Raw genomic sequence first — 22,846 nt, 5'->3', positions numbered from 1 at the left:
TCGGCGGGTTTTTTAATCTCAACGGGTCGGGTGGTTCATGATGTGGTCTTCCCAGTCACGCACCTCGGACTCTTTCACCGCGATGTGGCGCACTGAAATGCGCTCACCGTGCATCGCCGCTTTTGAACCGGTTAACAGCGGATGCCAGTCAGGCAGACCTTTCCCTTCCGCCAGCAGGCGATACGCGCAGGTATGCGGCAGCCATTCAAAGGTGGGCAAATTATCCCGGGTTAACTTGATGCAGTCCGGCTCAAACTCGAAGCGGCGCTTATAGTTGCGGCACTGGCAGGTCTTTATGTTTAGCTGCTTGCAGGCAACGTTGGTGAAGTAAATCTCGTCCGTATCTTCATCCATCAGCTTATGCAGGCAGCACTGACCGCAGCCGTCGCATAAGGATTCCCATTCCGCGTCCGTCATGTCGTCGAGAGTTTTGCTTTGCCAGAAGGGGATGTCGTTCATCAGGATGTCCACACGTCAAAAGAAAGCGCACCTTATAACGAGTCTGGCACGTCGATGCAAGTTTTGCCGCCCTTTTCAGGCGGCAAGAGGAGGTTACAGCACGCGGGTTTTCAGCGACAGGCCGTTAAAACCGACCTCAAGCTCGTCACCGCTGAGCAGCGGGCCAACACCTTCTGGGGTTCCGGTCAGGATCACATCGCCCGGTTTCAGGGTAAAGAAGCGGCTCATGTAGGCGATCAGCGGCACAATCTTATGGATCATGTCTGCCGTGGTGCCCTGCTGGCGGATTTCACCGTTAACCTTCAGGCTGAGCGGGGTGTCCTGCGGATCGCCGGTAAATTCGCTCACCGGCACAAACGCCGAGATCGGGCAGGAATTATCAAACCCTTTGGCTTTTTCCCAAGGCTGCCCGGCTTTCTTCATTTTGCCCTGCACGTCACGTAGCGTCAGATCCAGCGCCACGCCGTAACCGGCAATCGCTTTCTGAACATGCTCTTCGGAGGCCTGACGCAGCGTTGCGCCGATCAGCACGGCGAGTTCAACTTCGTGATGCACCGAGCCGAGCCCCTGCGGCAGGGCCAGCGGCTGGCGGATATCGCAAAGCGCCGTTTCAGGCTTAATGAACAGAACCGGCTCTTCTGGCGTCGCGCTGCCCATCTCCTGAATATGTTTTGCATAGTTGCTGCCCACGCAGACGACTTTGCTGACGGGATAATCCAGTAATGCACCTTGCCAGTTGTGATGTTGATACATGGTCGACCCCTAAACGGTTGATGTGTTGTGCCCAAAAACAGTTGAGACTATTTTTTACCGTTCGCCTCAAGATGCTGTTTTAATAAATTCTCGGGTGGCGGTGGAAGCTGTAAATAATAGCCTTGCTCGGCTAAGGCCGTTTTTACTTTATCCAGATCGGCATTAATCAGTTTCTTACGACCATCAAGCGGCAGCAGCATCGCCAGCTGTGGTCGGCCAAAGTTCTTCATTAATTCTTCAGGCACGCGTGAAAAATCGTCTTTCTTTTCGACATAAAGATAGGTCTGGTCACGGCTTGTACTTCTGTAGATCACACAAAACATGTTTTTACTCTGAATTAATGGGTGGTTGCTTGCCTCAATATACTCCTGACTATAACATGCCTGATACTCTTCGGAATATCGCAGCGAGTGGTTGCGGTTAATAGCAAATTGAGTAAGGCCAGGATGTCAAACACGCCCATCGAGCTTAAAGGCAGTAGCTTCACCTTATCAGTGGTACATTTGCATGATGCAAAACCCGAGGTTATTCGTCAGGCGTTAGAGGACAAAATCGCCCAGGCTCCCGCCTTTCTGAAGCACGCCCCTGTTGTGATCAACGTTAGCGGTCTTGAGGCTCCGGTTAACTGGAAACTTCTCCAGCAGGCCGTCTCCTCGACCGGACTGCGTATCGTGGGCATCAGCGGCTGCAAAGATACTGAGCTGAAAGCGGAAATTGAGCGTGCGGGGCTGCCTCTTCTGAATGAGGGCAAAGAAAAAGCCTCGCGTGCGGCACCCGTTGCCGTGCAAACGCCCCCTCCTGCGGTGCAAAACGTTACTACCGTCACAAAAACGCGAATGATTGATGTGCCGGTTCGTTCCGGTCAGCGCATTTATGCACCAAACTGTGATCTGATTGTTACAAGCCACGTCAGTGCTGGCGCTGAGCTGATTGCAGATGGCAACATTCACGTATACGGTATGATGCGTGGACGTGCGCTCGCGGGTGCAAGTGGCGATCGAGACGCGCAAATATTTTGTACTCACCTGACGGCGGAACTGGTGTCCATCGCAGGTGAATATTGGCTGAGCGACAAGATCCCAGCCGAATTTTATGGCAAAGCGGCTCGCCTGCTTCTGGCAGACGACGCGTTGACCGTTCAACCGTTGAATTGATCCCTTTTTAACAAGGAATTTCTATGGCACGCATTATTGTTGTTACTTCGGGTAAAGGAGGCGTTGGCAAGACCACCTCCAGCGCGGCCATCGCTACTGGTTTGGCCCAGAAGGGAAAGAAAACCATCGTTATCGACTTCGATATCGGTCTGCGTAACCTCGACCTCATCATGGGATGTGAGCGTCGCGTCGTGTATGACTTCGTGAACGTCATTCAGGGCGATGCCACGCTGAACCAGGCGATGATTAAAGACAAGCGCACCGAGAACCTCTACATTCTCCCGGCCTCTCAGACGCGTGACAAAGACGCCCTGACCCGTGAAGGAGTGGAAAAGGTGCTCGATGAGCTGAAAAAAATGGATTTCGACTTCATCGTCTGTGACTCCCCTGCCGGCATCGAAACCGGTGCCCTGATGGCACTGTACTTCGCTGATGAAGCGATCATCACCACTAACCCTGAAGTTTCATCCGTGCGTGATTCAGACCGCATTCTGGGGATCCTCGCCTCTAAATCCCGTCGTGCGGAAAATGGCGAAGACCCGATTAAAGAACACCTGCTGCTCACCCGCTACAATCCGGGCCGCGTGAACAAAGGTGACATGCTGAGCATGGAAGACGTGCTGGAGATCCTGCGCATTAAGCTGGTGGGCGTTATCCCGGAAGATCAGTCCGTGTTACGCGCTTCTAACCAGGGCGAGCCAGTGATCCTTGATACATTGGCAGATGCAGGTAAAGCTTACGCCGATACCGTTGACCGTCTGCTGGGAGAAGAACGTCCTTTCCGCTTCATTGAAGAAGAGAAGAAAGGTTTCCTCAAACGCCTGTTCGGAGGATAAGTTATGGCATTACTGGACTTTTTTCTCTCGCGGAAAAAGAACACCGCCAACATCGCAAAAGAACGTCTGCAAATTATCGTTGCGGAGCGTCGTCGTAGCGACGCCGAGCCTCACTACCTGCCGCAGCTGCGTAAGGACATCCTGGAAGTGATCTGTAAGTACGTGCAGATTGACCCGGAGATGGTGACGGTGCAGCTGGAACAAAAAGACGGGGATATTTCGATTCTGGAGCTGAACGTGACGCTCCCGGAAGCGGAAGAGTCGCGTCCGTAGGTTTGTGATTTCGTAGCCCCGGTAAGCGCAGCGCCACCGGGGGAATATGCCGGGTTTATCACCCGGCATATTTTTTATCGCGGATAACCTTCCAGCAGCGTATTCAGGCGATCGGCCATCAATTTCCCGCGCCACCCCGCCATCATTTCCGGCACGCCATTCTGCGGCTTCAGCTTCCAGTGCCAGTTCAGCAGCTGGTTAATCTGACGACGTGAGGCGAGCAGTTCAGCGCTCAGTTTGCTTTCCGCTGCAACGTTCTGCACCAGCGCTTTAATCTCCTTAAACGCTTTGCGATAGCCCGGCATATCCAACAGGTTCAGCAGCGGTTCCGGCAGCGCATCTTCCGGCAGCTCCTGCGCTTTTGCGACCAGCGCCAGCAGGGTTTTGCCGTGGAAGCGGATCTCGCTGCCCGAAAGCCCAATGCTGTCCAGCTCGCCCAGGCTGCCCGGCATATAGCGCGCCACTGCCCAGAGATGTTCTTCGCGAACCACAAAGTTAACGGCCAGATCGCGCTCGCGTGCTTTACGCAAACGCCAGTCTGCCAGCAGCTGCAGGCACGCCAGCTGACGCGTACGCAGCTGCCAGGCGTTGCTGATGTCGCGCCAGGCCTCTTTCGGGTCAACTACTTCCTGACGACGCTGCTGGGTCATACGGCACTCGTCGAGCGCCGCAGGCAGCCATCCGGAGGCTTCTGCCTCTTTCATTAACTGTCCGGCAATCGGCAGCAGGTAAAACACGTCTGCCGCCGCATACTCCAGCTGACGCTCAGTTAGCGGACGCGCCAGCCAGTCGGTACGGGATTCACTTTTATCCAGCGTCAGGCCCGTATACTCCTCTACCATGGCAGCAAAGCCCCATGAGAGCGGACGATTGCTGAATGCCGCGAGGATCTGCGTGTCAATCAGCGGCTGAGGCATGATGCCAAAGGTGTTCAGAAAGACTTCCAGATCTTCACTGCCTGCGTGCAGGTATTTCGTCACGGCGGTATCGAGCAGCAGGTCACGCATCGGCGTCCAGTCGGTAATGCCGAGAGGGTCGATCAGCGACACGTGTTTACCGTCGTACATCTGAATCAAACCCAGCTGCGGATAATAGGTCCGGGTACGGACAAACTCGGTATCCAGGGCAATGGCAGGAAAGTCGCGCGTCACTTCGCACAGCGAAGCCAGCTCGTCGTTGGTCGTGATCATCTGGTAATTCAAAACGGGTTCTCTTTTGTTTGCGCCCATAAAAAACGCCGGCTTAACCGGCGTCTGGGCGATTAGCGTGAAGCTCAGGCCTTATTGTCTACTTTGCCACGGGCTTCGTCACGTAATTCTCGTCGTAATATCTTCCCGACGTTGGATTTCGGCAGCTCGTCGCGGAATTCCACCAGCTTCGGCACCTTGTAGCCCGTCAGCTGACGACGACAAAACGTTACCAGCGCTTCCTCGGTGAGAGAAGGATCTTTCTTGACCACAAATATCTTCACCGCTTCACCGCTGCTGCCGGAAGGCACGCCGACTGCCGCCACTTCGAGCACGCCGCTGTGCTGCATAACCACGTCTTCGATCTCATTCGGATAGACGTTGAAACCGGAGACCAGGATCATGTCTTTCTTACGATCGACGATGCGCAGGAAGCCCTCGTCATCCATCACCGCAATATCACCGGTGTGCAGCCAGCCGTCTTTGATGATTTCGTCGGTCGCATCGGGGCGCTGCCAGTAGCCCAGCATCACCTGCGGACCTTTGACGCACAGCTCCCCCGGCTCGCCCGGCGCGACTTCGTTATCGTTATCATCGACCAGTTTCGCTTCAGTGGAAGGAACGGGCAAACCAATGCTTCCGCTATGATAGTCGATGTCATGCGGGTTAACGCTGACCAGCGGCGCGCACTCCGTCAGGCCATAGCCCTCCAGCAAATACTGACCGGTGAGCTTCACCCAGCGCTCGGCGACCGCCTGCTGAACCGGCATGCCTCCGCCCGCAGAGAGATGCAGCGTGGAGAAGTCCAGCTGCTGGAACTCTTTGTTATTCAGCAGCGCGTTAAACAGAGTATTTACCCCGGTCATGGCGGTGAACGGGTATTTCGCCAGCTCTTTCACCAGGCCCGGGATATCGCGCGGGTTGGTGATGAGGATGTTCTGACCACCCAGTTCAATAAACAGCAGGCAGTTCATGGTCAACGCAAAGATGTGATACAGCGGAAGCGCGGTGATCACCACCTCTTTGCCCGGATGCAGCAGCGGCCCGTAGGTGGCGTTTACCTGTTCAAGGTTTGCCAGCATATTGCGGTGGGTAAGCATGGCCCCTTTGGCGACGCCGGTGGTCCCGCCTGTGTATTGCAGAAACGCAAGATCTTCCGCGACCACTTCGGGTTTCACATACTGCATACGGTAGCCCGCATGCAGCGCGCGGCGGAAGGAGATGGCGTCCGGCAGATGGTATTTTGGCACCAGACGTTTGACGTATTTGACGACAAAGTTAACCAGCGTGCCTTTGGCGGTGGAGAGCTGGTCCCCCATGCGCGTCAGGATGACGTGTTTAACCTGGGTCTTGTCGACCACCTTTTCCAGCGTATGGGCAAAGTTGGACACAATGACAATCGCAACCGCGCCGCTGTCGTTCAGCTGATGCTCCAGCTCGCGCGGGGTATACAGCGGGTTGACGTTGACGACGATCATCCCGGCACGCAGGATACCGAACAGCGCCACCGGGTATTGCAGCAGGTTCGGCATCATCAGCGCGACGCGATCCCCTTTTTGCAGCCCCAGCCCTTCCTGCAGATACGCCGCAAACGCCCGGCTGCGCTCCTCCAGCTTACGGAACGTCATCACCTCGCCCATATTCACAAATGCGGGCTGGTCCGCGTAGCGCCTTACCGAGTGTTCAAATAATTCCACCAGGGATTGATAACGGTCAGGATTGATCTCAGCAGGAACATCTGCGGGATAACGGTTAAGCCAAACCTTCTTCAATGCATCACCTCTGAAATGAGTGTTCGTCGTCATCACAACCCCGATAATAAACAGTTTGTTAACATTATATTAACTCAGCGTACCAGTTTATTAATTGTTCAGATTTAAGGTTGCGAAGCGCGTCACTCTTTTTTTTCGTTTTATCCGTAAAAAAACAGAGACAGCGGCTGAGCCGCTGTCTCTTTTCTAACAATAACAGTAAGTTACTCAGTAACGATCGTCTGAACCTGTGCAGGGCCCGGGTTGTACCAGCCCCAGCCCGGGTAGCCATAACGATAAGGATGTGGACCCCACATCCAAGGATCGATCGGCTGAGGCGGCATGATCACCTGCTGTGCCAGCCGCCAGCGTTTATACCCGTTGACCTGCATGGTCATAAATTTGTACGGCGTGTTGCCGATTTTGCCCTGCACGGCGCCGGTAATCGGCCCGACGACGGTCACCAGCTGTCCGCGGAAATCGACCGGATCGAGGAAACCGCTGACGTCCGCGTAGATACGTCCCCGGGAGGCCTCGCCCAGTACAGGCCGCGCGCCGCTGTCCAGCGGAACGGTGGCGATCTCCAGACGGGTTTTCCCCTGCTGGTTTTGTACGTCTATGACCTTACCGCCAAAGCGTGCTTCCTGGCCGACGTACAGTTCAGGGGCATTCATCACCCGAACCAGATCCTGCTGTGGCGTCGGGCTGCTGCCCTTAATCGCATCAGGAACGGAAACGCATCCGCTCAGTGCTATGGCAACTGCGCCTGCCATAATAAGGCGTACTACTTTAGTCTGAACCGCCATGATGCGACTCCTTTTTCTCAGTTCCTGTTACTGAGATTCACTCGCGGCCCGGAAGTTTCTTCCACGCGACGGTGTTTCGCAAATAAACCGGTTCCGCCTGTTCAACGGCCACGGTTTTTCCTGCTGCGAGCAGCTGGCTGGCAATCGGAAGCATATCTTCAGCAGCCGGGAGCAGCATGTTGCCGTCCACCAGCGTCAATCCGGTGTCGTTCGCCATCTCAGGCCACGCTGGCCAGCCCGTGCCGACGGTCGCCCACTCACCGGACAGCTGCTTCAGTCGTTCTGTCACAGCTTCTGGCTTAAGCACGGCTTCCGTCTCTTCGCCGTGCCACACGCCCTGCTCGTCGCGGGTGTATTCGGCCCAGTAGACTTCGCCCATGCGGGCATCAATCGCTGCCAGGACGCGCGTTGCCCCGGTCATGCGCCATGCGCCCTGCGCCATGGTGGCGAGGGTAGAGACGCCGATCATCGGCAGTTCGGCGCCCAGCGCCAGCCCCTGAGCAATGCCAATCCCGATACGTACGCCCGTAAAGCTGCCGGGGCCGCGGCCGAAGGCCAGCGCGTCGAGGTCGGTTAAGGAGGTGTTGCCCTGGGTTAAAATGGCTTTTACCAGGGGCAGAATGCGTTGGGTGTGTTCCCGGGGGCACTCTTCGAAATGGGCAGAAACAGCACCGTCGTTCAACAGAGCAACAGAGCAAGCCTCTGTCGCGGTATCAATAGCCAGAATTCGCATCAGTCGTCGCGCTCTCGCAAGGGTCAGTCACAAAATGGCGCGCATCTTAGCACACTCCGGGGTAAATTACTCCGCCGTTGGGTTTGCCAGGAAACGCACCGCGCGTTTTATGTCCCGCGTCCGCGGCGCGGGCGGCAGGCTTGCAAGGAAAGTCGCCCCGTAAGGACGCATCACCAGCCGGTTATCGCAGATGACCAGCACGCCGCGATCGGTGACGTCACGGATTAAGCGCCCTACCCCTTGCTTAAGCGTGATGACCGCATCCGGCAGCTGTACCTCGTCAAACGGATCGCCGCCGCGCAGACGGCAGTCTTCCATCCGCGCCTTCAGCAGCGGATCGTCCGGGGAGGTAAACGGCAGCTTATCAATGATCACCAGCGAAAGCGTGTCGCCGCGCACGTCTACCCCTTCCCAGAAGCTGCTGGTTGCGACCAGCAGGGCATTACCGGCGCTGACAAACTGCTGTAACAGCTGGCCTTTGCTGGTTTCGCCCTGCAGCAGCACCGGTAGGGTCATCGTGGCGCGGAACTGCTCGGCGAGATCGCGCATCATGGCGTGGGAGGTACAGAGCATAAAGCAGCGGCCGTTGTTGGCCTCGATCATCGGTTTTAGCATTGCAGCCAGATGGCGCGCCGCACCCGGCTGGTTCGGCAGCGGCAGATTACGGGGAACGCAGAGCAGCGCCTGTTTTTCGTAGTCGAACGGGCTGGGCAGGAGCAGCGATTCCGCCTGCTCAATGCCGAGGCGCTCGGTGAAGTGGTGCAGATCGTCATTCACCGACAGGGTTGCCGAGGTGAAGATCCAGCTTCCCGGCTTTTGCGCCATCACCTCTTTGAATTTATCGGCCACCGTCAGCGGCGTGAGCGCCAGCGTGAAATGCCGCGAGGTGCACTCGTACCAGTAGCTGTACCCCGGCTGGTTGATCTCTTTCAGCCGTTTGAGCCGACCGCGATAGAGCGTAGCGCGCTCGAAGGCCGCATCCAGCAGCGCGGAGCGGCCGAGGGACAGTTTCGCCACGTCGTAGCAGAGCTCCAGGGCGTCATCGAGCAGCAGCAGCGCGCGCTGGATATTTTTGTCCGCCAGCAGCTCGCGCAGGTTGCCGCGATAGCCCGGCTCGCCGAGCTGTAAACGGAAATCCTGCACGCTCTGCGCCAGGCGGTCGGCGCACTTCTGCAGCTGCTGGGTATCTTTGAGTTCGGTCCGGTACGCAATGGTGAAATCTTTCGCCAGATCCTGCAGCTGACGGCTGGAGAGCGACTGACCGAAATACTGGCTGGCGATATCCGGAAGCTGGTGCGCTTCATCAAAGATCATCACGTCCGCCTCGGGGATCAGCTCGCCGAAACCGCTGTCCTTGACCACCATATCCGCGAGAAACAGATGGTGGTTCACCACCACCACATCCGCGTCCATCGCCGTTTTGCGCGCTTTCACCACGAAGCAGTCTTTATACAGCGGGCAGTCGCTGCCGAGGCAGTTGTCGTTGGTGCTGGTCACCAGCGGCCAGGCCGGGGAATCTTCCGGCACGCTCGCGCAGGTGCTGATATCGCCCTCTTCGGTCTGGTTCGCCCATGACCGAAGGATAATGACGTCGCTCAGCGTCTGTACCGGCAGATCGCCGCCCGCCAGCGCCTGCTGCTCAAGGCGCTCCAGGCAGAGATAGTTGGAGCGCCCCTTCAGCAGGGCCAGACGTCCCTTGTATTTCAGCGCCTTAGCTACCGTGGGCAAATCGCGGCTGTAGAGCTGATCCTGCAGCGCTTTTGAACCGGTGGAAATAATCACCTTCTTTTTCGCCCGCAGCGCCGGCGCAAGGTAAGCATAGGTTTTACCCGTGCCGGTACCGGCTTCAACCACCAGCGGCTGAGCCTTATCGATGGCGTGTGCAACGGCGTGCGCCATCTGTCGCTGAGGCTCACGGGGTTTGAAGCCGGGGATAGCCTGCGCTAATTGACCTTCAGGGGAAAAATCGTCTGCCACGGTGCTCTCTCACTGTATTTTTGCACAGGGATTATGTCAGCCCATCCTCTCATGTGCCACCCCAAATAGTGACGACAGGAGAACAATATGGCAGTCTTGCCGCCTGATGACGAAAAATAACGAGGAAACGTTTATGACAATTGTGCGCATTGATGCCGAAGCCCGCTGGTCTGATGTGGTGATCCATAACCAGACGCTCTACTACACCGGCGTCCCGGCTAACCTGGACGCGGATGCGTTCGAGCAGACGGCAAATACCCTGGCGCAGATTGACGCGGTGCTGGAAAAACAGGGCAGCGACAAATCCCGCATTCTGGATGCGACGATTTTCCTGGCAAACAAAGATGACTTCGCGGCAATGAACAAAGCCTGGGATGCGTGGGTGGTGGCGGGTCACGCGCCTGTACGCTGCACCGTACAGGCCACGCTGATGAAGCCGGAATACAAGGTCGAGATTAAGATTATCGCGGCGGTTTAAGCCCGATTACTCTTCATCTTCATCCTCGAAACGCGCCACGATCCGCTCGCCGGTATGCGTGGCGCGCAGTTCTTCCGCCACCTGGGAAATCGCCTGTCCGCTGCTCATCCCCTGGGACATCAGTTCCTGAATTCGCTCAACCGCTTTCTGCTGCTGTTCATGGCTCAGAGAAGGTAAACCTGCAAACATCGTCAACTCCTGCTAAATTATTCGCGCTAATTATTTCACGCTGCCCGGTAGTATGCCATACATGAACATGCGCTTCCCCACTGTTATTACCCTGCCCTGGCGGACAGACGCCGCTGAATACTGGTTTGCCCGCCTGAGCCATCTTCCGTTTGCGATGCTGCTGCATTCCGGCCATGCGGATCATCCCTATAGCCGCTTTGATATTCTGGTCGCCGATCCGCTGAAGACGCTGACAACCGATGACCTGTCGCTGACGGACGAGCCGCTGGTGCAGCTTCAGCACGACATTAACGCGCTGGGCTTATCTGCCACACCCAACCCGGACCTTCCTTTTCAGGGGGGCGCGCTGGGCCTGTTTGGCTACGATCTGGGTCGCCGTTTCGAAACGCTGCCCGAGCATGCGCAGGCTGATATTCCCCTGCCCGACATGGCCGTCGGGCTGTATGACTGGGCGTTAATTGTTGATCACCAGAAAAAAACGGTTTCCCTGCTGAGCCATCGTGACGTGCAGGCGCGTCTGGCGTGGCTTGAGGCACAGCAGCCTGCACCTGCCGGGCCATTCACGCTGACCTCCGACTGGCGCTCGAACATGAGCGCCGCAGAGTATGGCGAAAAATTCGCGCGCGTTCAGGCGTATCTGCAAAGCGGTGACTGCTACCAGGTTAACCTTGCCCAGCGCTTCCAGGCGACATACCGGGGAGATGAGTGGCAGGCGTTTACCCGTCTTAATGCCAGCAATAAGGCGCCGTTTAGCGCGTTTGTGCGTCTGGAACAGGGGGCGATCCTCAGCCTGTCGCCCGAGCGTTTTATTCATCTGGCCGAGGGCACGATTCAAACCCGTCCGATTAAAGGCACCTTGCCGCGTCTTGCCGATCCCGACGCCGACCGCCAGCAGGCGGAAAAACTCGCCGCCTCGCCGAAAGACCGCGCCGAAAACCTGATGATTGTCGATCTGATGCGTAACGACATTGGCCGGGTGGCCATTCCGGGCAGCGTCCGCGTGCCGGAACTGTTTGTCGTCGAGCCTTTCCCGGCGGTGCATCATCTGGTCAGCACCATTACCGCGCGGCTGCCTGACTCGCGCACGGCCTGCGACCTGCTGCGTGCCGCGTTCCCGGGCGGCTCCATCACCGGCGCGCCAAAGGTGCGGGCGATGGAGATCATTGATGAGCTGGAGCCGCACCGCCGCAACGCCTGGTGCGGCAGCATCGGCTATATCAGCCTGTGCGGCACGCTGGATACCAGCATTACCATTCGTACGCTGACCGCCTGCAACGGAAACCTTTACTGTTCGGCCGGGGGCGGCATTGTTGCCGACAGTGAGGTCGATGCGGAATATCAGGAAACCTTTGATAAAGTTAACCGTATCCTGAAACAACTGGAGTAATCACGGGTGAAAAAAGAGAACCTGACGCTGGATGACTTTTTATCGCGTTTTCAGCTATTACGACCGCAGGTTAACCGCGAAGCGCTGAATCAACGTCAGGCGGCCGTGCTGATCCCGGTCGTGCGTCGCGCGCAGCCGGGCCTGCTGCTCACCCAGCGTTCCGCCCATTTACGCAAGCACGCGGGTCAGGTTGCCTTTCCGGGTGGCGCGGTAGACAGCTCCGACGCCTCGCTGATTGCCGCCGCGCTGCGCGAAGCGCAGGAAGAGGTGGCCATTCCGCCGGAGGCCGTTGAGGTCATCGGCGTGCTGCCGCCCGTCGACAGCGTCACCGGTTTTCAGGTCACGCCGGTGGTGGGCATTATCCCGCCGGGCCTGCAGTATCACGCCAGCGTCGATGAAGTCTCCGCGGTGTTTGAAATGCCGCTGGATGAAGCCCTCCGACTGAGTCGTTACCACCCGCTGGATATTCAGCGTCGTGGGCATGACCATCGGGTCTGGTTGTCCTGGTATCAGCATTATTTTGTCTGGGGCATGACGGCGGGCATTATTCGTGAGCTGGCGTTGCAAATCGGCCTGAAGCCTTGACTATACTTTACATTCCGCCCTCTTCTGCCAGGTTTGCGATCTGCGTCGCGCTATTAGCAAAACCCATCGTTAACCATTAGTTTAATTCATGTGAATAGTTAAGCCGAGGTCGGTGTTCCCTCTTACACTATGCGCAGTTATAACATCGTTACTGGAACCCCGGTAACCCTGTCAGGAGTGTGAAAGTGATTAGTATATTCGACATGTTCAAAGTGGGAATTGGCCCTTCGTCTTCCCATACTGTTGGCCCGATGAAGGCCGGTAAACAGTTCGTCGATGATCTGGTCGAAAAAGGATTACTGGAAAGCGTTACCCGTGTCGCCGTGGATGTTTACGGCTCGCTGTCATTAACGGGTAAAGGCCACCACACCGATATCGCCATTATTATGGGTCTGGCAGGCAACATGCCGGATACCGTTGATATTGATGCCATCCCGGCATTTATCCGCGACGTGGAAACACGTGGTCGCCTGCTGCTGGCAAACGGCCAGCAGGAAGTCGATTTTCCGCAGGATGACGGCATGCGTTTCCGTAGCGACAACCTGCCGCTACATGAAAACGGCATGACCATTCACGCCTGGAGCGGTGAAAAAGAGATCTACAGCAAGACGTACTACTCCATCGGCGGTGGCTTCATCGTGGATGAAGAGCATTTTGGCAAAGACAGCGTCGGCGACGTCAGCGTACCGTACCCATTCAAATCGGCTACCGAAATGCTGGGCTACTGCAAAGAGACCGGTCTTTCACTGTCCGGTATGGTGATGCAGAACGAGCTGGCCCTGCACAGCAAAAAAGAGATTGAAGACTATTTTGCGAACGTCTGGCAAACCATGCGCGCCTGTATCGATCGCGGGATGAACACCGAAGGCGTTCTGCCGGGTCCGCTGCGCGTACCGCGTCGTGCCTCCGCCCTGCGCCGTATGCTGGTGACCACGGACAAGTTCTCCAACGACCCGATGAACGTGGTTGACTGGGTAAACATGTTTGCCCTGGCCGTTAACGAAGAGAACGCCGCCGGTGGTCGCGTCGTGACGGCGCCAACCAACGGCGCCTGCGGTATCGTCCCGGCAGTGCTGGCCTACTACGATCACTTTATTGAGCCCGTGACGCCGGATATCTATATCCGCTATTTCCTGGCGGCAGGTGCCATCGGCGCGCTGTACAAGATGAACGCCTCCATCTCCGGTGCGGAAGTGGGCTGTCAGGGTGAAGTCGGCGTGGCCTGTTCCATGGCGGCGGCAGGTCTGGCAGAGCTGCTGGGCGCAAGCCCTGAGCAGGTCTGCGTGGCGGCTGAAATCGGTATGGAACATAACCTCGGTCTGACCTGTGACCCGGTCGCGGGCCAGGTGCAGGTGCCGTGCATCGAGCGTAACGCGATTGCCTCGGTGAAAGCCATCAACGCCTCACGTATGGCGATGCGCCGTACCAGCGAACCTCGCGTATCGCTGGATAAGGTGATTGAAACCATGTACGAAACCGGCAAAGACATGAACGCGAAATACCGCGAGACGTCCCGTGGTGGCCTGGCCATTAAGGTGCAGTGCGACTAATACTGCCTTTCGCCCATCTGCAACGGATGGGCGAATTTCCCTCTTCTTCCTCGTCTCCCGCTGTTTTCCCCACTACACTTTCACTGTTGCGTCCGGCTTTTGTGGCTGGTGGCTTATCAGGCGACCGTTCATGCAAACTGCACAAACGATCATTAAAAACTATCGCCGAAAACGCGTTATCGTCTGTGTCACGGTTGCGCTCCTCACACTCATCCTGACGTTAGGCATTCGCTTTATTTCACAGCGCAATGTTAATCAACAGCGGATCCTCGATTTTACCAGCCACACCGTCCGCGCCCTTGATAACATACTGCTTTCTCTGGAGAACCGCCGCAGCGTGCTGCAGCCCCTGGTGGGACAGCCCTGTCCCCAGGCGCACCTGGCGCTGCGAAAGCAGGCCGCCATTTTGCAGACGGTACGCTCTATCGCCCTGATTAAAGACGGTATCCTGTACTGCTCGAGTATTTTCGGAAGCCGCGATGTGCCCGTTCGTGACTTCCTGAAAGAACTCCCCGCCAGCACGACGAAGCTGATTTTATCCACCGACCAGTGGTTGCTTAAGGACAGCCCGATATTGATTCAGTGGTATCCCGTTTCTCAGGACGGTGAAGCAGGCGTCATCGAGATCATCAATATCGATCTGATCGCCAAAATGATCCTCGAGCCCCAGCGCCCGCTTATCAATGACGTGGCGCTAACCGTGGGCGATCGCTTTCTGCGCTATGGTCAACGCGTCAGCGACAGCCTGACGTTTGATGATGAAGACTCTCTTTTCCAGCAGTCATCAACCCGAAATCCTTTCACCATTACGGTCAGCGGGCCAGGTCCTGGAGCATTAGCCTTAAAAAGCCTGCCAGCCCAGCTGCCGCTGGGGCTTATGCTGAGCCTGTTGCTGGGCTATCTCGCCTGGCTGGCGACGGCAAACCGGATGAGCTTTACGTGGGAGATTGATATGGGCATTGCGGGGCGGGAATTTGAGCTTTTCTGCCAGCCGCTGGTGAATGCCCGCACCCAGGCGTGTACTGGCGTGGAGATCCTGCTGCGCTGGAACAACCCCCGTCAGGGTTGGATCACCCCGGAGGTGTTTATCCCTCTGGCAGAAGAACATAACCAGATTGTCCCCCTGACCCGCTATGTCATCGCCGAAACGGTGCGCCAGATAGGCTACTTCCCTTCCAGCGCCGGTTTTCACATCGGCATTAACGTTGCCGCCAGCCATTTCCGTCACGCGGTGTTGATACAGGACCTGAACCGTCTCTGGTTCAGCGCCTGTCCGCGTCAGCAGCTGGTGATAGAACTCACGGAACGGGATGCGCTGCTGGATGCGGATTATCGCATCGTGCGCGAACTGCATCGCAAAGGGGTAAAGCTTGCTATTGACGATTTTGGCACCGGAAACAGCTCCCTCTCCTGGCTTGAGAAGCTGCACCCGGACGTCCTGAAAATCGACCAGTCGTTTACCACCGCCATCGGTACCGACGCCGTGAACTCGACGGTGACGGATATGATTATTGCGCTGGGCCAGCGGCTTGATATTGAACTGGTTGCTGAGGGGGTCGAGACAGAGGAGCAGGCGCGCTATTTGCGCCGCCACGGCGTACCTGTCCTGCAGGGCTTTTTCTATGCGCGGCCCATGCCGCTACGGGATTTTCCGAAGTGGCTGGCGGGGAGCGCGCCCCCGCCAGCGCATCATAACGGGCACATCGTGCCCTTAATGCCGCTGCGCTAAGCCGGCTTACTCATCTTCGTCGTGGGCTGATTGTTCTTTAACAATACGAACCATATCAACGCGATAGTCGTTGGCTTCAACGATCGTAATGTGCAGCGGCGAAAGCTCGATCACATCTCCGACGCGCGGGATTTGCCCGTTAACCGCGATCACCAGACCAGCAACGGTCGCGATGTCTTCTTCATCGTTAATCACGTTTTCCAGCCCCAGCGTGTGCGAGAGCGCGTGCAGGTCGGTGGTACCTTTAACCAGCCAGCCTTCACCGTCGGCAACAATCTCTGGCGTTTCGTCTGCATCCGGGAACTCACCGGCAATCGCTTCCAGCACGTCCAGCGGCGTAACCAGCCCCTGCACCACACCAAACTCATTGGTGACGATAACAAAGCTACCGCGAGCGCGACGCAGCACCCCGAGCAGGTTGATCGGATCCAGGGTTTCCGGCACGACAATCGCAGGCGACGCCGCAGCAACGGCTTCCACGTTGACGCCCTCTTCCAGGGCCACCAGCATCTCTTTCGCCCGCACGACGCCGATGATCTCATCCAGCTCACCACGACACACCGGGAACAGGCTGTGCGGTGAAGAGAGCAGCTGCTGGCGAATTTCATCCACGCTCAGGTTAGCATCGACCCAGCTGATTTCCCCGCGCGGCGTCATGATGCCGCGCAGCGAACGGGAGGCCAGGGAGAGCACGCCGTTAATCATGTAGCGTTCCTGTTCCACAAACGCCCCTTCCGGGACCGGAACCGGATTATGGTTTTCGGAATCAGACTGAACGTTCACCTGACGACGACCGCCCATCAGGCGCAGAATGGCATCTGCGGTACGGGCACGCAGCGGCTGATTCGACTGCTGCTTAATAAAGTTACGACGCGCAATCTGGTTGAACAGCTCGATCAGGATCGAGAAGCCAATCGCGGCGTACAGGTAGCCTTTCGGAATATGGAAGCCAAAGCCTTCCGCCACCAGGCTCAGACCAATCATCAGCAGGAAGCTCAGACACAGCACCACCACCGTTGGATGCTGGTTGACGAAGCGCGTCAGCGGCTTCGAGGCCAGCAGCATAACCGCCATTGCAATAACGACAGCCGCCATCATTACCGGCAGATGGTTCACCATGCCGACCGCCGTGATCACCGCATCCAGCGAGAAGACCGCATCAAGCACCACGATCTGCAGTACCACCACCCAGAAGCTGGCATAGCCTTTACCATGCCCATCATCGTGCTGACGGTTTTCCAGCCGCTCGTGAAGCTCTGTCGTCGCTTTGAAGAGCAGGAATATCCCCCCGATCAGCATGATTAAATCACGCCCGGAGAAGGTGTAATCCATGACGGAGAACAGCGGTTTGGTCAGTGTGACCATCCAGGAAATGACGGAGAGCAGCCCCAGTCGCATGACCAGCGCCAGCGAGAGACCAATCAGACGCGCTTTATCACGCTGTTTTGGCGGCAGTTTGTCCGCAAGGATGGCGATAAACACCAGGTTATCAATGCCGAGAACAATCTCCAGCACCACCAGCGTGAGCAATCCCACCCAGATTGACGGGTCCATTAAGAATTCCATGACAAGCTCCTGCTAAAGGAATGACGAAACGGTGCCCCACTCAATGTGGGCAAAACAGAGGTAAATAGAGTCGATACGTGGCGAGGATCGCCGGTGAATAAGGCGCGAAATGGCCTGGTAGATGACTGACGTCGGTGACGGTCCATATAGTGGGCTGTAGCCCTATACTCCTGAACAATTAAACGGAGGCTAAACATATCAGAGAGACTGTGTTTTTAGCAAAGATTTACGTTCCTTTGCAAAGTTCTGTAACACAGCCGCTTTACGCTACAGATAAATCTGTAACGCGTGGCTAAATTACGGATCTTCATCACATAAATTATTTTTTCACTATCTAAAATAATTCGCGGAAGTCTTAGTTTTTTGAACTCTAACCCTTATCTGAATCGATTCGGTTCGCCAATACGATTCTCAGTACGACTGCCTGGCAGGCGTATTAATGATAATAAAAGGAGGTAGCAAGTGACCATTGCTATTGTCATAGGCACACATGGTTGGGCTGCTGAGCAGCTACTCAAAACGGCAGAGATGCTGTTGGGCGAGCAGGAAAACGTCGGCTGGATCGATTTCGTTCCCGGTGAAAACGCCGAGACGCTGATTGAGAAGTACAACGCTCAACTCGAGAAGCTGGATACCAGCAAAGGCGTGCTGTTTCTCGTTGATACATGGGGCGGCAGCCCGTTCAATGCTGCCAGCCGCATTGTCGTCGATAAAGAGCACTATGAAGTTGTCGCCGGGGTCAACATTCCCATGCTGGTGGAAACCTTCATGGCGCGCGACGACAATCCGGCGTTCGATGAGCTAGTGGCACTGGCCGTTGAAACCGGTCGCGAAGGGGTTAAGGCCCTGAAAGCGCAGCCGGTTGAAAAACCTGCCCCTGCGCCTGCAGCGGCACCGAAAGCGGCAGCACCGGCAAAACCGATGGGCCCGAACGATTACATGGTTATCGGCCTTGCGCGTATTGATGACCGTTTAATCCACGGCCAGGTCGCCACGCGCTGGACCAAAGAGACCAACGTTCGACGCATTATCGTGGTCAGCGACGAAGTGGCCGCCGATACCGTTCGTAAAACCCTTCTGACTCAGGTTGCTCCTCCTGGCGTTACCGCGCACGTCGTGGATGTCGCCAAGATGATCCGCGTTTACAACAACCCGAAATACGCGGGTGAACGCGTGATGCTCCTGTTCACTAACCCGACAGACGTTGAGCGCATTGTTGAAGGCGGCGTGAAAATCACCTCCGTGAACATTGGTGGTATGGCATTCCGTCAGGGCAAAACGCAGGTCAACAACGCCATTTCAGTCGATGCGAAAGATATCGAGGCATTCAACAAGCTGAATGCGCGCGGTATTGAGCTGGAAGCCCGTAAGGTTTCCACGGATCAAAAACTGAAAATGATGGATTTGATCGGCAAAGTTGGGAAATAAGCCCGCGCCGGTTCTCATATAAAGTTTACGTAATAGGAGAAGTGCAATGGAGATTACCACTCTTCAGATTGTGCTGGTGTTCGTGGTCGCATGTATTGCGGGTATGGAATCCGTACTTGATGAATTTCAGTTCCACCGCCCGCTGGTGGCCTGTACGCTGATTGGGGCCGTTCTGGGTGACATGAAAACCGGTATCATCATCGGTGGTACCCTGGAAATGATCGCCCTGGGCTGGATGAACATCGGCGCGGCGGTTGCGCCCGATGCCGCGCTGGCCTCTATCATTTCGACCGTTCTGGTTATTGCCGGTCACCAGAGTATTGGTGCCGGTATCGCCCTGGCGATCCCGCTGGCAGCCGCAGGCCAGGTTCTGACCATCATCGTTCGTACTATCACCGTTGCCTTCCAGCACGCGGCGGATAAGGCGGCCGAAAACGGCAACCTCACGGCACTGTCGTGGATCCACGTTTCATCCCTGTTCCTGCAGGCGATGCGTATTGCGATCCCGGCGGTTATCGTCGCGATCTCTGTGGGTACCAGTGAAGTCCAGAGCATGCTGAACGCCATTCCTGAAGTGGTCACCGGCGGTCTGAACATCGCGGGCGGTATGATCGTGGTTGTTGGTTATGCGATGGTCATCAACATGATGCGCGCAGGCTACCTGATGCCGTTCTTCTACCTCGGCTTCGTGACCGCAGCCTTCACCAACTTCAACCTGGTTGCACTGGGCGTGATTGGTGCGGTGATGGCGATTCTCTACATCCAGCTCAGCCCGAAATATAACCGCGTCGCGGGTGCCCCAGCGCAGGCTGCTGGTAACAACGATCTCGATAACGAACTGGACTAACAGGTGAGCGAAATGGTTGATATGACAAAAACTACCACCGAGAAAAAACTCACTCCGGGTGATATTCGTGGCGTGTTCATCCGTTCTAACCTGTTTCAGGGTTCATGGAACTTCGAACGTATGCAGGCGCTGGGCTTCTGCTTCTCCATGGTACCGGCGATCAAACGCCTGTACCCGGAAAACAACGAAGCGCGCCGTCAGGCCATCAAGCGTCACCTGGAATTCTTTAACACCCATCCTTACGTTGCGGCTCCCGTACTGGGCGTAACGCTGGCAATGGAAGAACAGCGTGCAAACGGCGCAGAGATTGACGATGGTGCTATCAACGGTATCAAAGTCGGTCTGATGGGTCCGCTGGCCGGTGTCGGTGACCCTATCTTCTGGGGTACCGTGCGTCCGGTCTTCGCGGCACTGGGTGCCGGTATCGCGATGAGCGGTAGCCTGCTTGGCCCGCTGCTGTTCTTCATCCTGTTCAACGCCGTGCGTCTGCTGACCCGTTACTACGGTGTGGCCTACGGCTACCGTAAAGGGGTGGACATCGTTAAGGACATGGGCGGCGGCTTCCTGCAGAAACTGACTGAGGGGGCGTCAATCCTTGGCCTGTTTGTCATGGGCGCGCTGGTTAACAAGTGGACGCACGTGAACATCCCGCTGGTGGTATCGACCATCACCGGACAGGATGGTCAGACCCGCGTCACCACCGTGCAGACGATTCTGGACCAGCTGATGCCGGGCCTGGTACCGCTGCTGTTGACCTTCGCCTGTATGTGGCTGCTGCGTAAGAAAGTGAACCCGCTGTGGATTATCGTTGGCTTCTTCGTCATCGGTATCGCGGGCTACGCTGTCGGCCTGCTGGGTCTGTAAGTTTCAATGCTATAGGCCGGGGGCTTGCCCCCGGTTTTTTTATCTGGAGGATGAATGACTGTCACGGACATCGTACTGGTTTTATTTGTTGTTGCCCTTCTGGCTTACGCGATCTATGACGAGTTCATCATGCCCCGCCGTCACGGCGAGACGCTGCTCTCCCTTCCCCTTCTGCGACGCGGACGCGTGGATGCCTTTATCTTCGTGGGTCTCATCGCCATTCTTATTTACAATAACGTTACCAGCCATGGTGCATTATTAACCACATGGTTATTATGTGCGCTGGCATTAATGGCGATTTATCTGTTCTGGATCCGCACGCCGAAAATCCTTTTTAAATCCCGCGGATTTTTCTTCGCCAATGTGTGGATAGAATATAACCGTATTAAAGAGATGAATTTATCCGAAGACGGTGTGCTGGTGATGCAATTAGAACAACGCCGCCTACTTATTCGGGTGAAGAATATTGACGACCTGGAAAAGATATACAAGTTACTTGTTAAAACTCAATGAGTTAGATATATAGCAATGGCTATATACTGCGTTTATCTGGCGCAAGAAATATAGCCAAAGCTATATCTACTTCGTTAATTTTATATCTATTTGTTAACGATATTTTCACGCTTAAAGACAAATGAAAATCGTTATCAACAAGCATTTTAAATAATGCCTCTTCATTGTTGTTTTATATTCTCAAAATATGTTAAGGTTGCGCCCGTCGTTGGGGAGTAGCCGATTTCCTGTTCGCAGGAAATGTACGTGTCAACATACTCGTTGAAAAACGTGGCACGTACGGATCGCTGACAGCACATCTATGTGCAGCGCGATCAGGCGAGACCATAGATACATCAACTGCTGTTTACTGGGGGCAGTGATGTGTCATATGGATATCCCCGGTCTGGACGCTGTTATGAATATCTCCGCTACGATCCTTCTCGCTTTTGGCATGTCCATGGACGCATTCGCTGCTTCCATCGGAAAAGGCGCCACGCTCCACAAACCTAAGTTCTCAGAAGCCCTGCGTACCGGTCTGATTTTTGGCGCTATCGAAACGCTGACGCCGCTTATCGGCTGGGGTCTTGGCATGCTCGCCAGCCAGTTCGTGCTGGAGTGGAACCACTGGATTGCCTTCGTCCTGCTGGTATTTCTCGGTGGCCGAATGGTGATTGAAGGTTTTCGCGGCGGCGATGAAGAAGACGAGGAGCCTCAGCACCGCCACGGGTTCTGGCTGCTGGTCACCACGGCCATTGCCACCAGCCTTGATGCGATGGCCGTCGGTGTCGGTCTGGCATTCCTGCAGGTCAATATCATCGCCACCGCGCTGGCCATCGGCTGCGCAACCCTGATTATGTCCACGCTGGGCATGATGGTCGGACGGTTTATCGGCCCGCTGCTGGGTAAACGCGCCGAGATCCTGGGGGGGATTGTGTTGATTGGCATTGGTGCCCAAATCCTCTGGGCACACTTCGCCGGTTAATCTTCGCGCTGCCAGACGTGGATGCTGAAATCCGTCTGGCAGCGAAATGTTGAGTGTGCCGCTAACGCTTCCCATACTTCCGGTTTTGCCCGCCACGCGAACGGCGTCATCTGCAGCAACGCGGTAGCTTCTTCCCCTTTCAGCGTCATTTCATACGCCACGGTTTGCTCCTGCTTCAGGCTAAAACCGGCCAGCTGCTCAGAATGCGGGGCATGCAGACGCACTTCGTCGTAGATCAGCCCTTTCAGCTCCATCAGATGACGCGGGCCCGGCGTCACGGTGACTACCCATCCGCCCGGTTTTACCACGCGAGCCAGCTCTTCCGCCTTGCAGGGTGCGTAAATGCGAATAACTGCATCCATACTGGCATCGTCAAACGGCAGTCGGTGGCTGGATGCTACGCAGAACGTCACGTCCGCGTAACGCTTTGCCGCTGCGCGAATCGCCACTTTCGACACGTCCAGACCGAACGTCTGTGCGCCCTTCTCACGGGCGATCTCGGCAAACCGCGCGGTGTAGTACCCCTCCCCGCAGCCGATATCGAGCATGGCGGTGGCTGAATCCGGCAGAATGTCATTCAGCATCTGCGCGACGGTCTCCCGCAGCGGCAGATAGTGCCCGGCATCAAGAAACGCGCGTCGTGCCTGCATCATCTCAGCACTGTCGCCTGGATCGCGGGAGCGTTTATGCTGCACCGGCAGAAGATTCACGTAGCCTTCTTTTGCCCTATCAAACTGATGCCCCTGCGGACAGGTATAACTTTTATCTGAGTGCGTCAGGGGGGCGTGGCAAAGGGGACAGCTGAAGGACATGGTGA

General features: G+C 56.2%; 25 protein-coding genes and 1 riboswitch. Of the genes, 13 read left to right on the top strand and 12 right to left on the bottom strand.

Annotated features, from left to right (window positions below):
* Positions 1-18: 18 nt before the first annotated feature.
* The 3 genes from P349_RS16655 to P349_RS16665 form a co-directional block, all read right to left on the bottom strand.
* Positions 19-459, bottom strand: a complete 441-nt coding sequence (locus P349_RS16655; RefSeq protein WP_032647728.1) for a YcgN family cysteine cluster protein — start codon at positions 457-459, stop codon at positions 19-21.
* Between the two features lie 93 nt (positions 460-552).
* Positions 553-1,212: a fumarylacetoacetate hydrolase family protein gene (locus P349_RS16660; protein WP_032647730.1), complete on the bottom strand. Its 660-nt coding sequence runs from the start codon at positions 1,210-1,212 to the stop codon at positions 553-555.
* Positions 1,213-1,259: 47 nt separating this feature from the next.
* A complete protein-coding gene (locus P349_RS16665; protein WP_029742143.1) occupies positions 1,260-1,535 on the bottom strand; it encodes a YcgL domain-containing protein in 276 nt (91 codons plus the stop codon).
* Between the two features lie 123 nt (positions 1,536-1,658).
* On the opposite strand from P349_RS16665, the gene minC reads away from it, so the two are divergent.
* The 3 genes from minC to minE are packed head-to-tail and all read left to right on the top strand — an operon-like array spanning position 1,659 to position 3,475.
* Complete coding sequence (gene minC, locus P349_RS16670; RefSeq protein WP_023312186.1) at positions 1,659-2,366, top strand: septum site-determining protein MinC; 708 nt, start codon at positions 1,659-1,661, stop codon at positions 2,364-2,366.
* 23 nt (positions 2,367-2,389) lie between these two features.
* Positions 2,390-3,202: a septum site-determining protein MinD gene (gene minD / locus P349_RS16675; protein WP_024909869.1), complete on the top strand. Its 813-nt coding sequence runs from the start codon at positions 2,390-2,392 to the stop codon at positions 3,200-3,202.
* A 3-nt stretch (positions 3,203-3,205) separates the two neighbouring features.
* The gene (gene minE, locus P349_RS16680; protein WP_008500504.1) at positions 3,206-3,475 is read left to right on the top strand and encodes a cell division topological specificity factor MinE; all 270 of its coding nucleotides are present in this window, start codon (positions 3,206-3,208) and stop codon (positions 3,473-3,475) included.
* A gap of 74 nt (positions 3,476-3,549) precedes the next feature.
* On the opposite strand, the gene rnd is transcribed toward minE, so the two are convergent.
* The 5 genes from rnd to P349_RS16705 form a co-directional block, all read right to left on the bottom strand.
* Positions 3,550-4,677 carry a ribonuclease D gene (gene rnd, locus P349_RS16685; RefSeq protein ID WP_152540064.1) on the bottom strand — a complete coding sequence of 376 codons (1,128 nt, stop codon included), beginning with the start codon at positions 4,675-4,677 and terminating at the stop codon, positions 3,550-3,552.
* A gap of 71 nt (positions 4,678-4,748) precedes the next feature.
* The gene (gene fadD / locus P349_RS16690) at positions 4,749-6,434 is read right to left on the bottom strand and encodes a long-chain-fatty-acid--CoA ligase FadD (RefSeq protein ID WP_073961507.1); all 1,686 of its coding nucleotides are present in this window, start codon (positions 6,432-6,434) and stop codon (positions 4,749-4,751) included.
* A gap of 203 nt (positions 6,435-6,637) precedes the next feature.
* A complete protein-coding gene (locus tag P349_RS16695) occupies positions 6,638-7,219 on the bottom strand; it encodes a Slp family lipoprotein (RefSeq protein ID WP_028018678.1) in 582 nt (193 codons plus the stop codon).
* Positions 7,220-7,256: 37 nt separating this feature from the next.
* On the bottom strand, positions 7,257-7,952 hold the full coding sequence (gene tsaB / locus P349_RS16700; RefSeq protein WP_024909864.1) for a tRNA (adenosine(37)-N6)-threonylcarbamoyltransferase complex dimerization subunit type 1 TsaB: 696 nt from the start codon (positions 7,950-7,952) through the stop codon (positions 7,257-7,259).
* Between the two features lie 66 nt (positions 7,953-8,018).
* The gene (locus P349_RS16705) at positions 8,019-9,929 is read right to left on the bottom strand and encodes an ATP-dependent DNA helicase (protein ID WP_032647734.1); all 1,911 of its coding nucleotides are present in this window, start codon (positions 9,927-9,929) and stop codon (positions 8,019-8,021) included.
* A 133-nt stretch (positions 9,930-10,062) separates the two neighbouring features.
* On the opposite strand from P349_RS16705, the gene P349_RS16710 reads away from it, so the two are divergent.
* Positions 10,063-10,407 (top strand): RidA family protein, encoded by a 345-nt coding sequence (locus tag P349_RS16710; protein ID WP_008500498.1) that lies wholly within the window; start codon positions 10,063-10,065, stop codon positions 10,405-10,407.
* Between the two features lie 6 nt (positions 10,408-10,413).
* Here the strand turns inward: P349_RS16710 and P349_RS16715 are convergent, their stop codons facing one another.
* Complete coding sequence (locus tag P349_RS16715) at positions 10,414-10,596, bottom strand: YoaH family protein (protein ID WP_008500497.1); 183 nt, start codon at positions 10,594-10,596, stop codon at positions 10,414-10,416.
* Positions 10,597-10,657: 61 nt separating this feature from the next.
* Here P349_RS16715 and pabB point away from each other — a divergent pair, with 61 nt between their 5' ends.
* From pabB to P349_RS16735, 4 genes are all read left to right on the top strand, one after another.
* Positions 10,658-11,983 (top strand): aminodeoxychorismate synthase component 1, encoded by a 1,326-nt coding sequence (pabB, locus tag P349_RS16720; protein ID WP_032647736.1) that lies wholly within the window; start codon positions 10,658-10,660, stop codon positions 11,981-11,983.
* A 6-nt stretch (positions 11,984-11,989) separates the two neighbouring features.
* Positions 11,990-12,568, top strand: coding sequence for a CoA pyrophosphatase (locus P349_RS16725; RefSeq protein WP_032647738.1), 579 nt, complete (start codon positions 11,990-11,992; stop codon positions 12,566-12,568).
* A gap of 185 nt (positions 12,569-12,753) precedes the next feature.
* A complete protein-coding gene (gene sdaA, locus P349_RS16730) occupies positions 12,754-14,118 on the top strand; it encodes an L-serine ammonia-lyase (protein WP_032647740.1) in 1,365 nt (454 codons plus the stop codon).
* A gap of 130 nt (positions 14,119-14,248) precedes the next feature.
* On the top strand, positions 14,249-15,847 hold the full coding sequence (locus P349_RS16735; RefSeq protein ID WP_032647742.1) for an EAL domain-containing protein: 1,599 nt from the start codon (positions 14,249-14,251) through the stop codon (positions 15,845-15,847).
* Positions 15,848-15,853: 6 nt separating this feature from the next.
* On the opposite strand, the gene yoaE is transcribed toward P349_RS16735, so the two are convergent.
* Both yoaE and P349_RS27020 read right to left on the bottom strand, forming a co-directional pair.
* Positions 15,854-17,413 (bottom strand): CNNM family cation transport protein YoaE, encoded by a 1,560-nt coding sequence (gene yoaE, locus P349_RS16740; RefSeq protein WP_032647743.1) that lies wholly within the window; start codon positions 17,411-17,413, stop codon positions 15,854-15,856.
* Positions 17,401-17,559 carry a protein YoaL gene (locus P349_RS27020; RefSeq protein ID WP_370883520.1) on the bottom strand — a complete coding sequence of 53 codons (159 nt, stop codon included), beginning with the start codon at positions 17,557-17,559 and terminating at the stop codon, positions 17,401-17,403. Before P349_RS27020 ends, yoaE begins: the two co-directional genes overlap by 13 nt.
* Positions 17,560-17,875: 316 nt before the next feature.
* On the opposite strand from P349_RS27020, the gene manX reads away from it, so the two are divergent.
* The 5 genes from manX (at position 17,876) to mntP (ending at position 22,029) form a co-directional block, all read left to right on the top strand.
* Positions 17,876-18,841 carry a PTS mannose transporter subunit IIAB gene (manX, locus tag P349_RS16745; RefSeq protein WP_032647745.1) on the top strand — a complete coding sequence of 322 codons (966 nt, stop codon included), beginning with the start codon at positions 17,876-17,878 and terminating at the stop codon, positions 18,839-18,841.
* A 46-nt stretch (positions 18,842-18,887) separates the two neighbouring features.
* Entirely contained in the window at positions 18,888-19,688 is an 801-nt protein-coding gene (gene manY / locus P349_RS16750) for a PTS mannose transporter subunit IIC (RefSeq protein WP_008500490.1), read from the top strand.
* 12 nt (positions 19,689-19,700) lie between these two features.
* Entirely contained in the window at positions 19,701-20,552 is an 852-nt protein-coding gene (locus P349_RS16755; protein ID WP_006810994.1) for a PTS mannose transporter subunit IID, read from the top strand.
* Between the two features lie 54 nt (positions 20,553-20,606).
* Positions 20,607-21,065: a DUF986 family protein gene (locus P349_RS16760; protein WP_032647747.1), complete on the top strand. Its 459-nt coding sequence runs from the start codon at positions 20,607-20,609 to the stop codon at positions 21,063-21,065.
* Between the two features lie 198 nt (positions 21,066-21,263).
* Positions 21,264-21,452, top strand: a riboswitch (yybP-ykoY riboswitch).
* A gap of 10 nt (positions 21,453-21,462) precedes the next feature.
* Positions 21,463-22,029 (top strand): manganese efflux pump MntP, encoded by a 567-nt coding sequence (gene mntP, locus P349_RS16765; protein WP_032642447.1) that lies wholly within the window; start codon positions 21,463-21,465, stop codon positions 22,027-22,029.
* On the opposite strand, the gene rlmA is transcribed toward mntP, so the two are convergent.
* The gene (gene rlmA, locus P349_RS16770; protein ID WP_032647748.1) at positions 22,026-22,841 is read right to left on the bottom strand and encodes a 23S rRNA (guanine(745)-N(1))-methyltransferase; all 816 of its coding nucleotides are present in this window, start codon (positions 22,839-22,841) and stop codon (positions 22,026-22,028) included. The genes mntP and rlmA overlap by 4 nt on opposite strands.
* Between the last annotated feature and the right edge of the window lie 5 nt (positions 22,842-22,846).

This window comes from Enterobacter sp. DC4 (genome assembly GCF_000568095.1).
Lineage (GTDB): Bacteria > Pseudomonadota > Gammaproteobacteria > Enterobacterales > Enterobacteriaceae > Enterobacter > Enterobacter pseudoroggenkampii.
The sequence above is the reverse complement of the archived record's forward strand: the minus strand, read 5'-3'. Positions and strand labels throughout refer to the sequence as shown.

What these genes read in the sequence shown, in the direction of transcription:
- P349_RS16655 (WP_032647728.1), bottom strand. Translation starts at nt 459, where the DNA reads ATGAACGACATCCCCTTCTGGCAAAGCAAAACTCTCGACGACATGACG.
- P349_RS16660 (WP_032647730.1), bottom strand. Translation starts at nt 1,212, where the DNA reads ATGTATCAACATCACAACTGGCAAGGTGCATTACTGGATTATCCCGTC.
- P349_RS16665 (WP_029742143.1), bottom strand. Translation starts at nt 1,535, where the DNA reads ATGTTTTGTGTGATCTACAGAAGTACAAGCCGTGACCAGACCTATCTT.
- minC (WP_023312186.1), top strand. Translation starts at nt 1,659, where the DNA reads ATGTCAAACACGCCCATCGAGCTTAAAGGCAGTAGCTTCACCTTATCA.
- minD (WP_024909869.1), top strand. Translation starts at nt 2,390, where the DNA reads ATGGCACGCATTATTGTTGTTACTTCGGGTAAAGGAGGCGTTGGCAAG.
- minE (WP_008500504.1), top strand. Translation starts at nt 3,206, where the DNA reads ATGGCATTACTGGACTTTTTTCTCTCGCGGAAAAAGAACACCGCCAAC.
- P349_RS16695 (WP_028018678.1), bottom strand. Translation starts at nt 7,219, where the DNA reads ATGGCGGTTCAGACTAAAGTAGTACGCCTTATTATGGCAGGCGCAGTT.
- tsaB (WP_024909864.1), bottom strand. Translation starts at nt 7,952, where the DNA reads ATGCGAATTCTGGCTATTGATACCGCGACAGAGGCTTGCTCTGTTGCT.
- P349_RS16710 (WP_008500498.1), top strand. Translation starts at nt 10,063, where the DNA reads ATGACAATTGTGCGCATTGATGCCGAAGCCCGCTGGTCTGATGTGGTG.
- P349_RS16715 (WP_008500497.1), bottom strand. Translation starts at nt 10,596, where the DNA reads ATGTTTGCAGGTTTACCTTCTCTGAGCCATGAACAGCAGCAGAAAGCG.
- pabB (WP_032647736.1), top strand. Translation starts at nt 10,658, where the DNA reads ATGAACATGCGCTTCCCCACTGTTATTACCCTGCCCTGGCGGACAGAC.
- P349_RS16735 (WP_032647742.1), top strand. Translation starts at nt 14,249, where the DNA reads ATGCAAACTGCACAAACGATCATTAAAAACTATCGCCGAAAACGCGTT.
- yoaE (WP_032647743.1), bottom strand. Translation starts at nt 17,413, where the DNA reads ATGGAATTCTTAATGGACCCGTCAATCTGGGTGGGATTGCTCACGCTG.
- P349_RS27020 (WP_370883520.1), bottom strand. Translation starts at nt 17,559, where the DNA reads ATGGACCGTCACCGACGTCAGTCATCTACCAGGCCATTTCGCGCCTTA.
- manY (WP_008500490.1), top strand. Translation starts at nt 18,888, where the DNA reads ATGGAGATTACCACTCTTCAGATTGTGCTGGTGTTCGTGGTCGCATGT.
- P349_RS16755 (WP_006810994.1), top strand. Translation starts at nt 19,701, where the DNA reads ATGGTTGATATGACAAAAACTACCACCGAGAAAAAACTCACTCCGGGT.
- P349_RS16760 (WP_032647747.1), top strand. Translation starts at nt 20,607, where the DNA reads ATGACTGTCACGGACATCGTACTGGTTTTATTTGTTGTTGCCCTTCTG.
- mntP (WP_032642447.1), top strand. Translation starts at nt 21,463, where the DNA reads ATGAATATCTCCGCTACGATCCTTCTCGCTTTTGGCATGTCCATGGAC.
- rlmA (WP_032647748.1), bottom strand. Translation starts at nt 22,841, where the DNA reads ATGTCCTTCAGCTGTCCCCTTTGCCACGCCCCCCTGACGCACTCAGAT.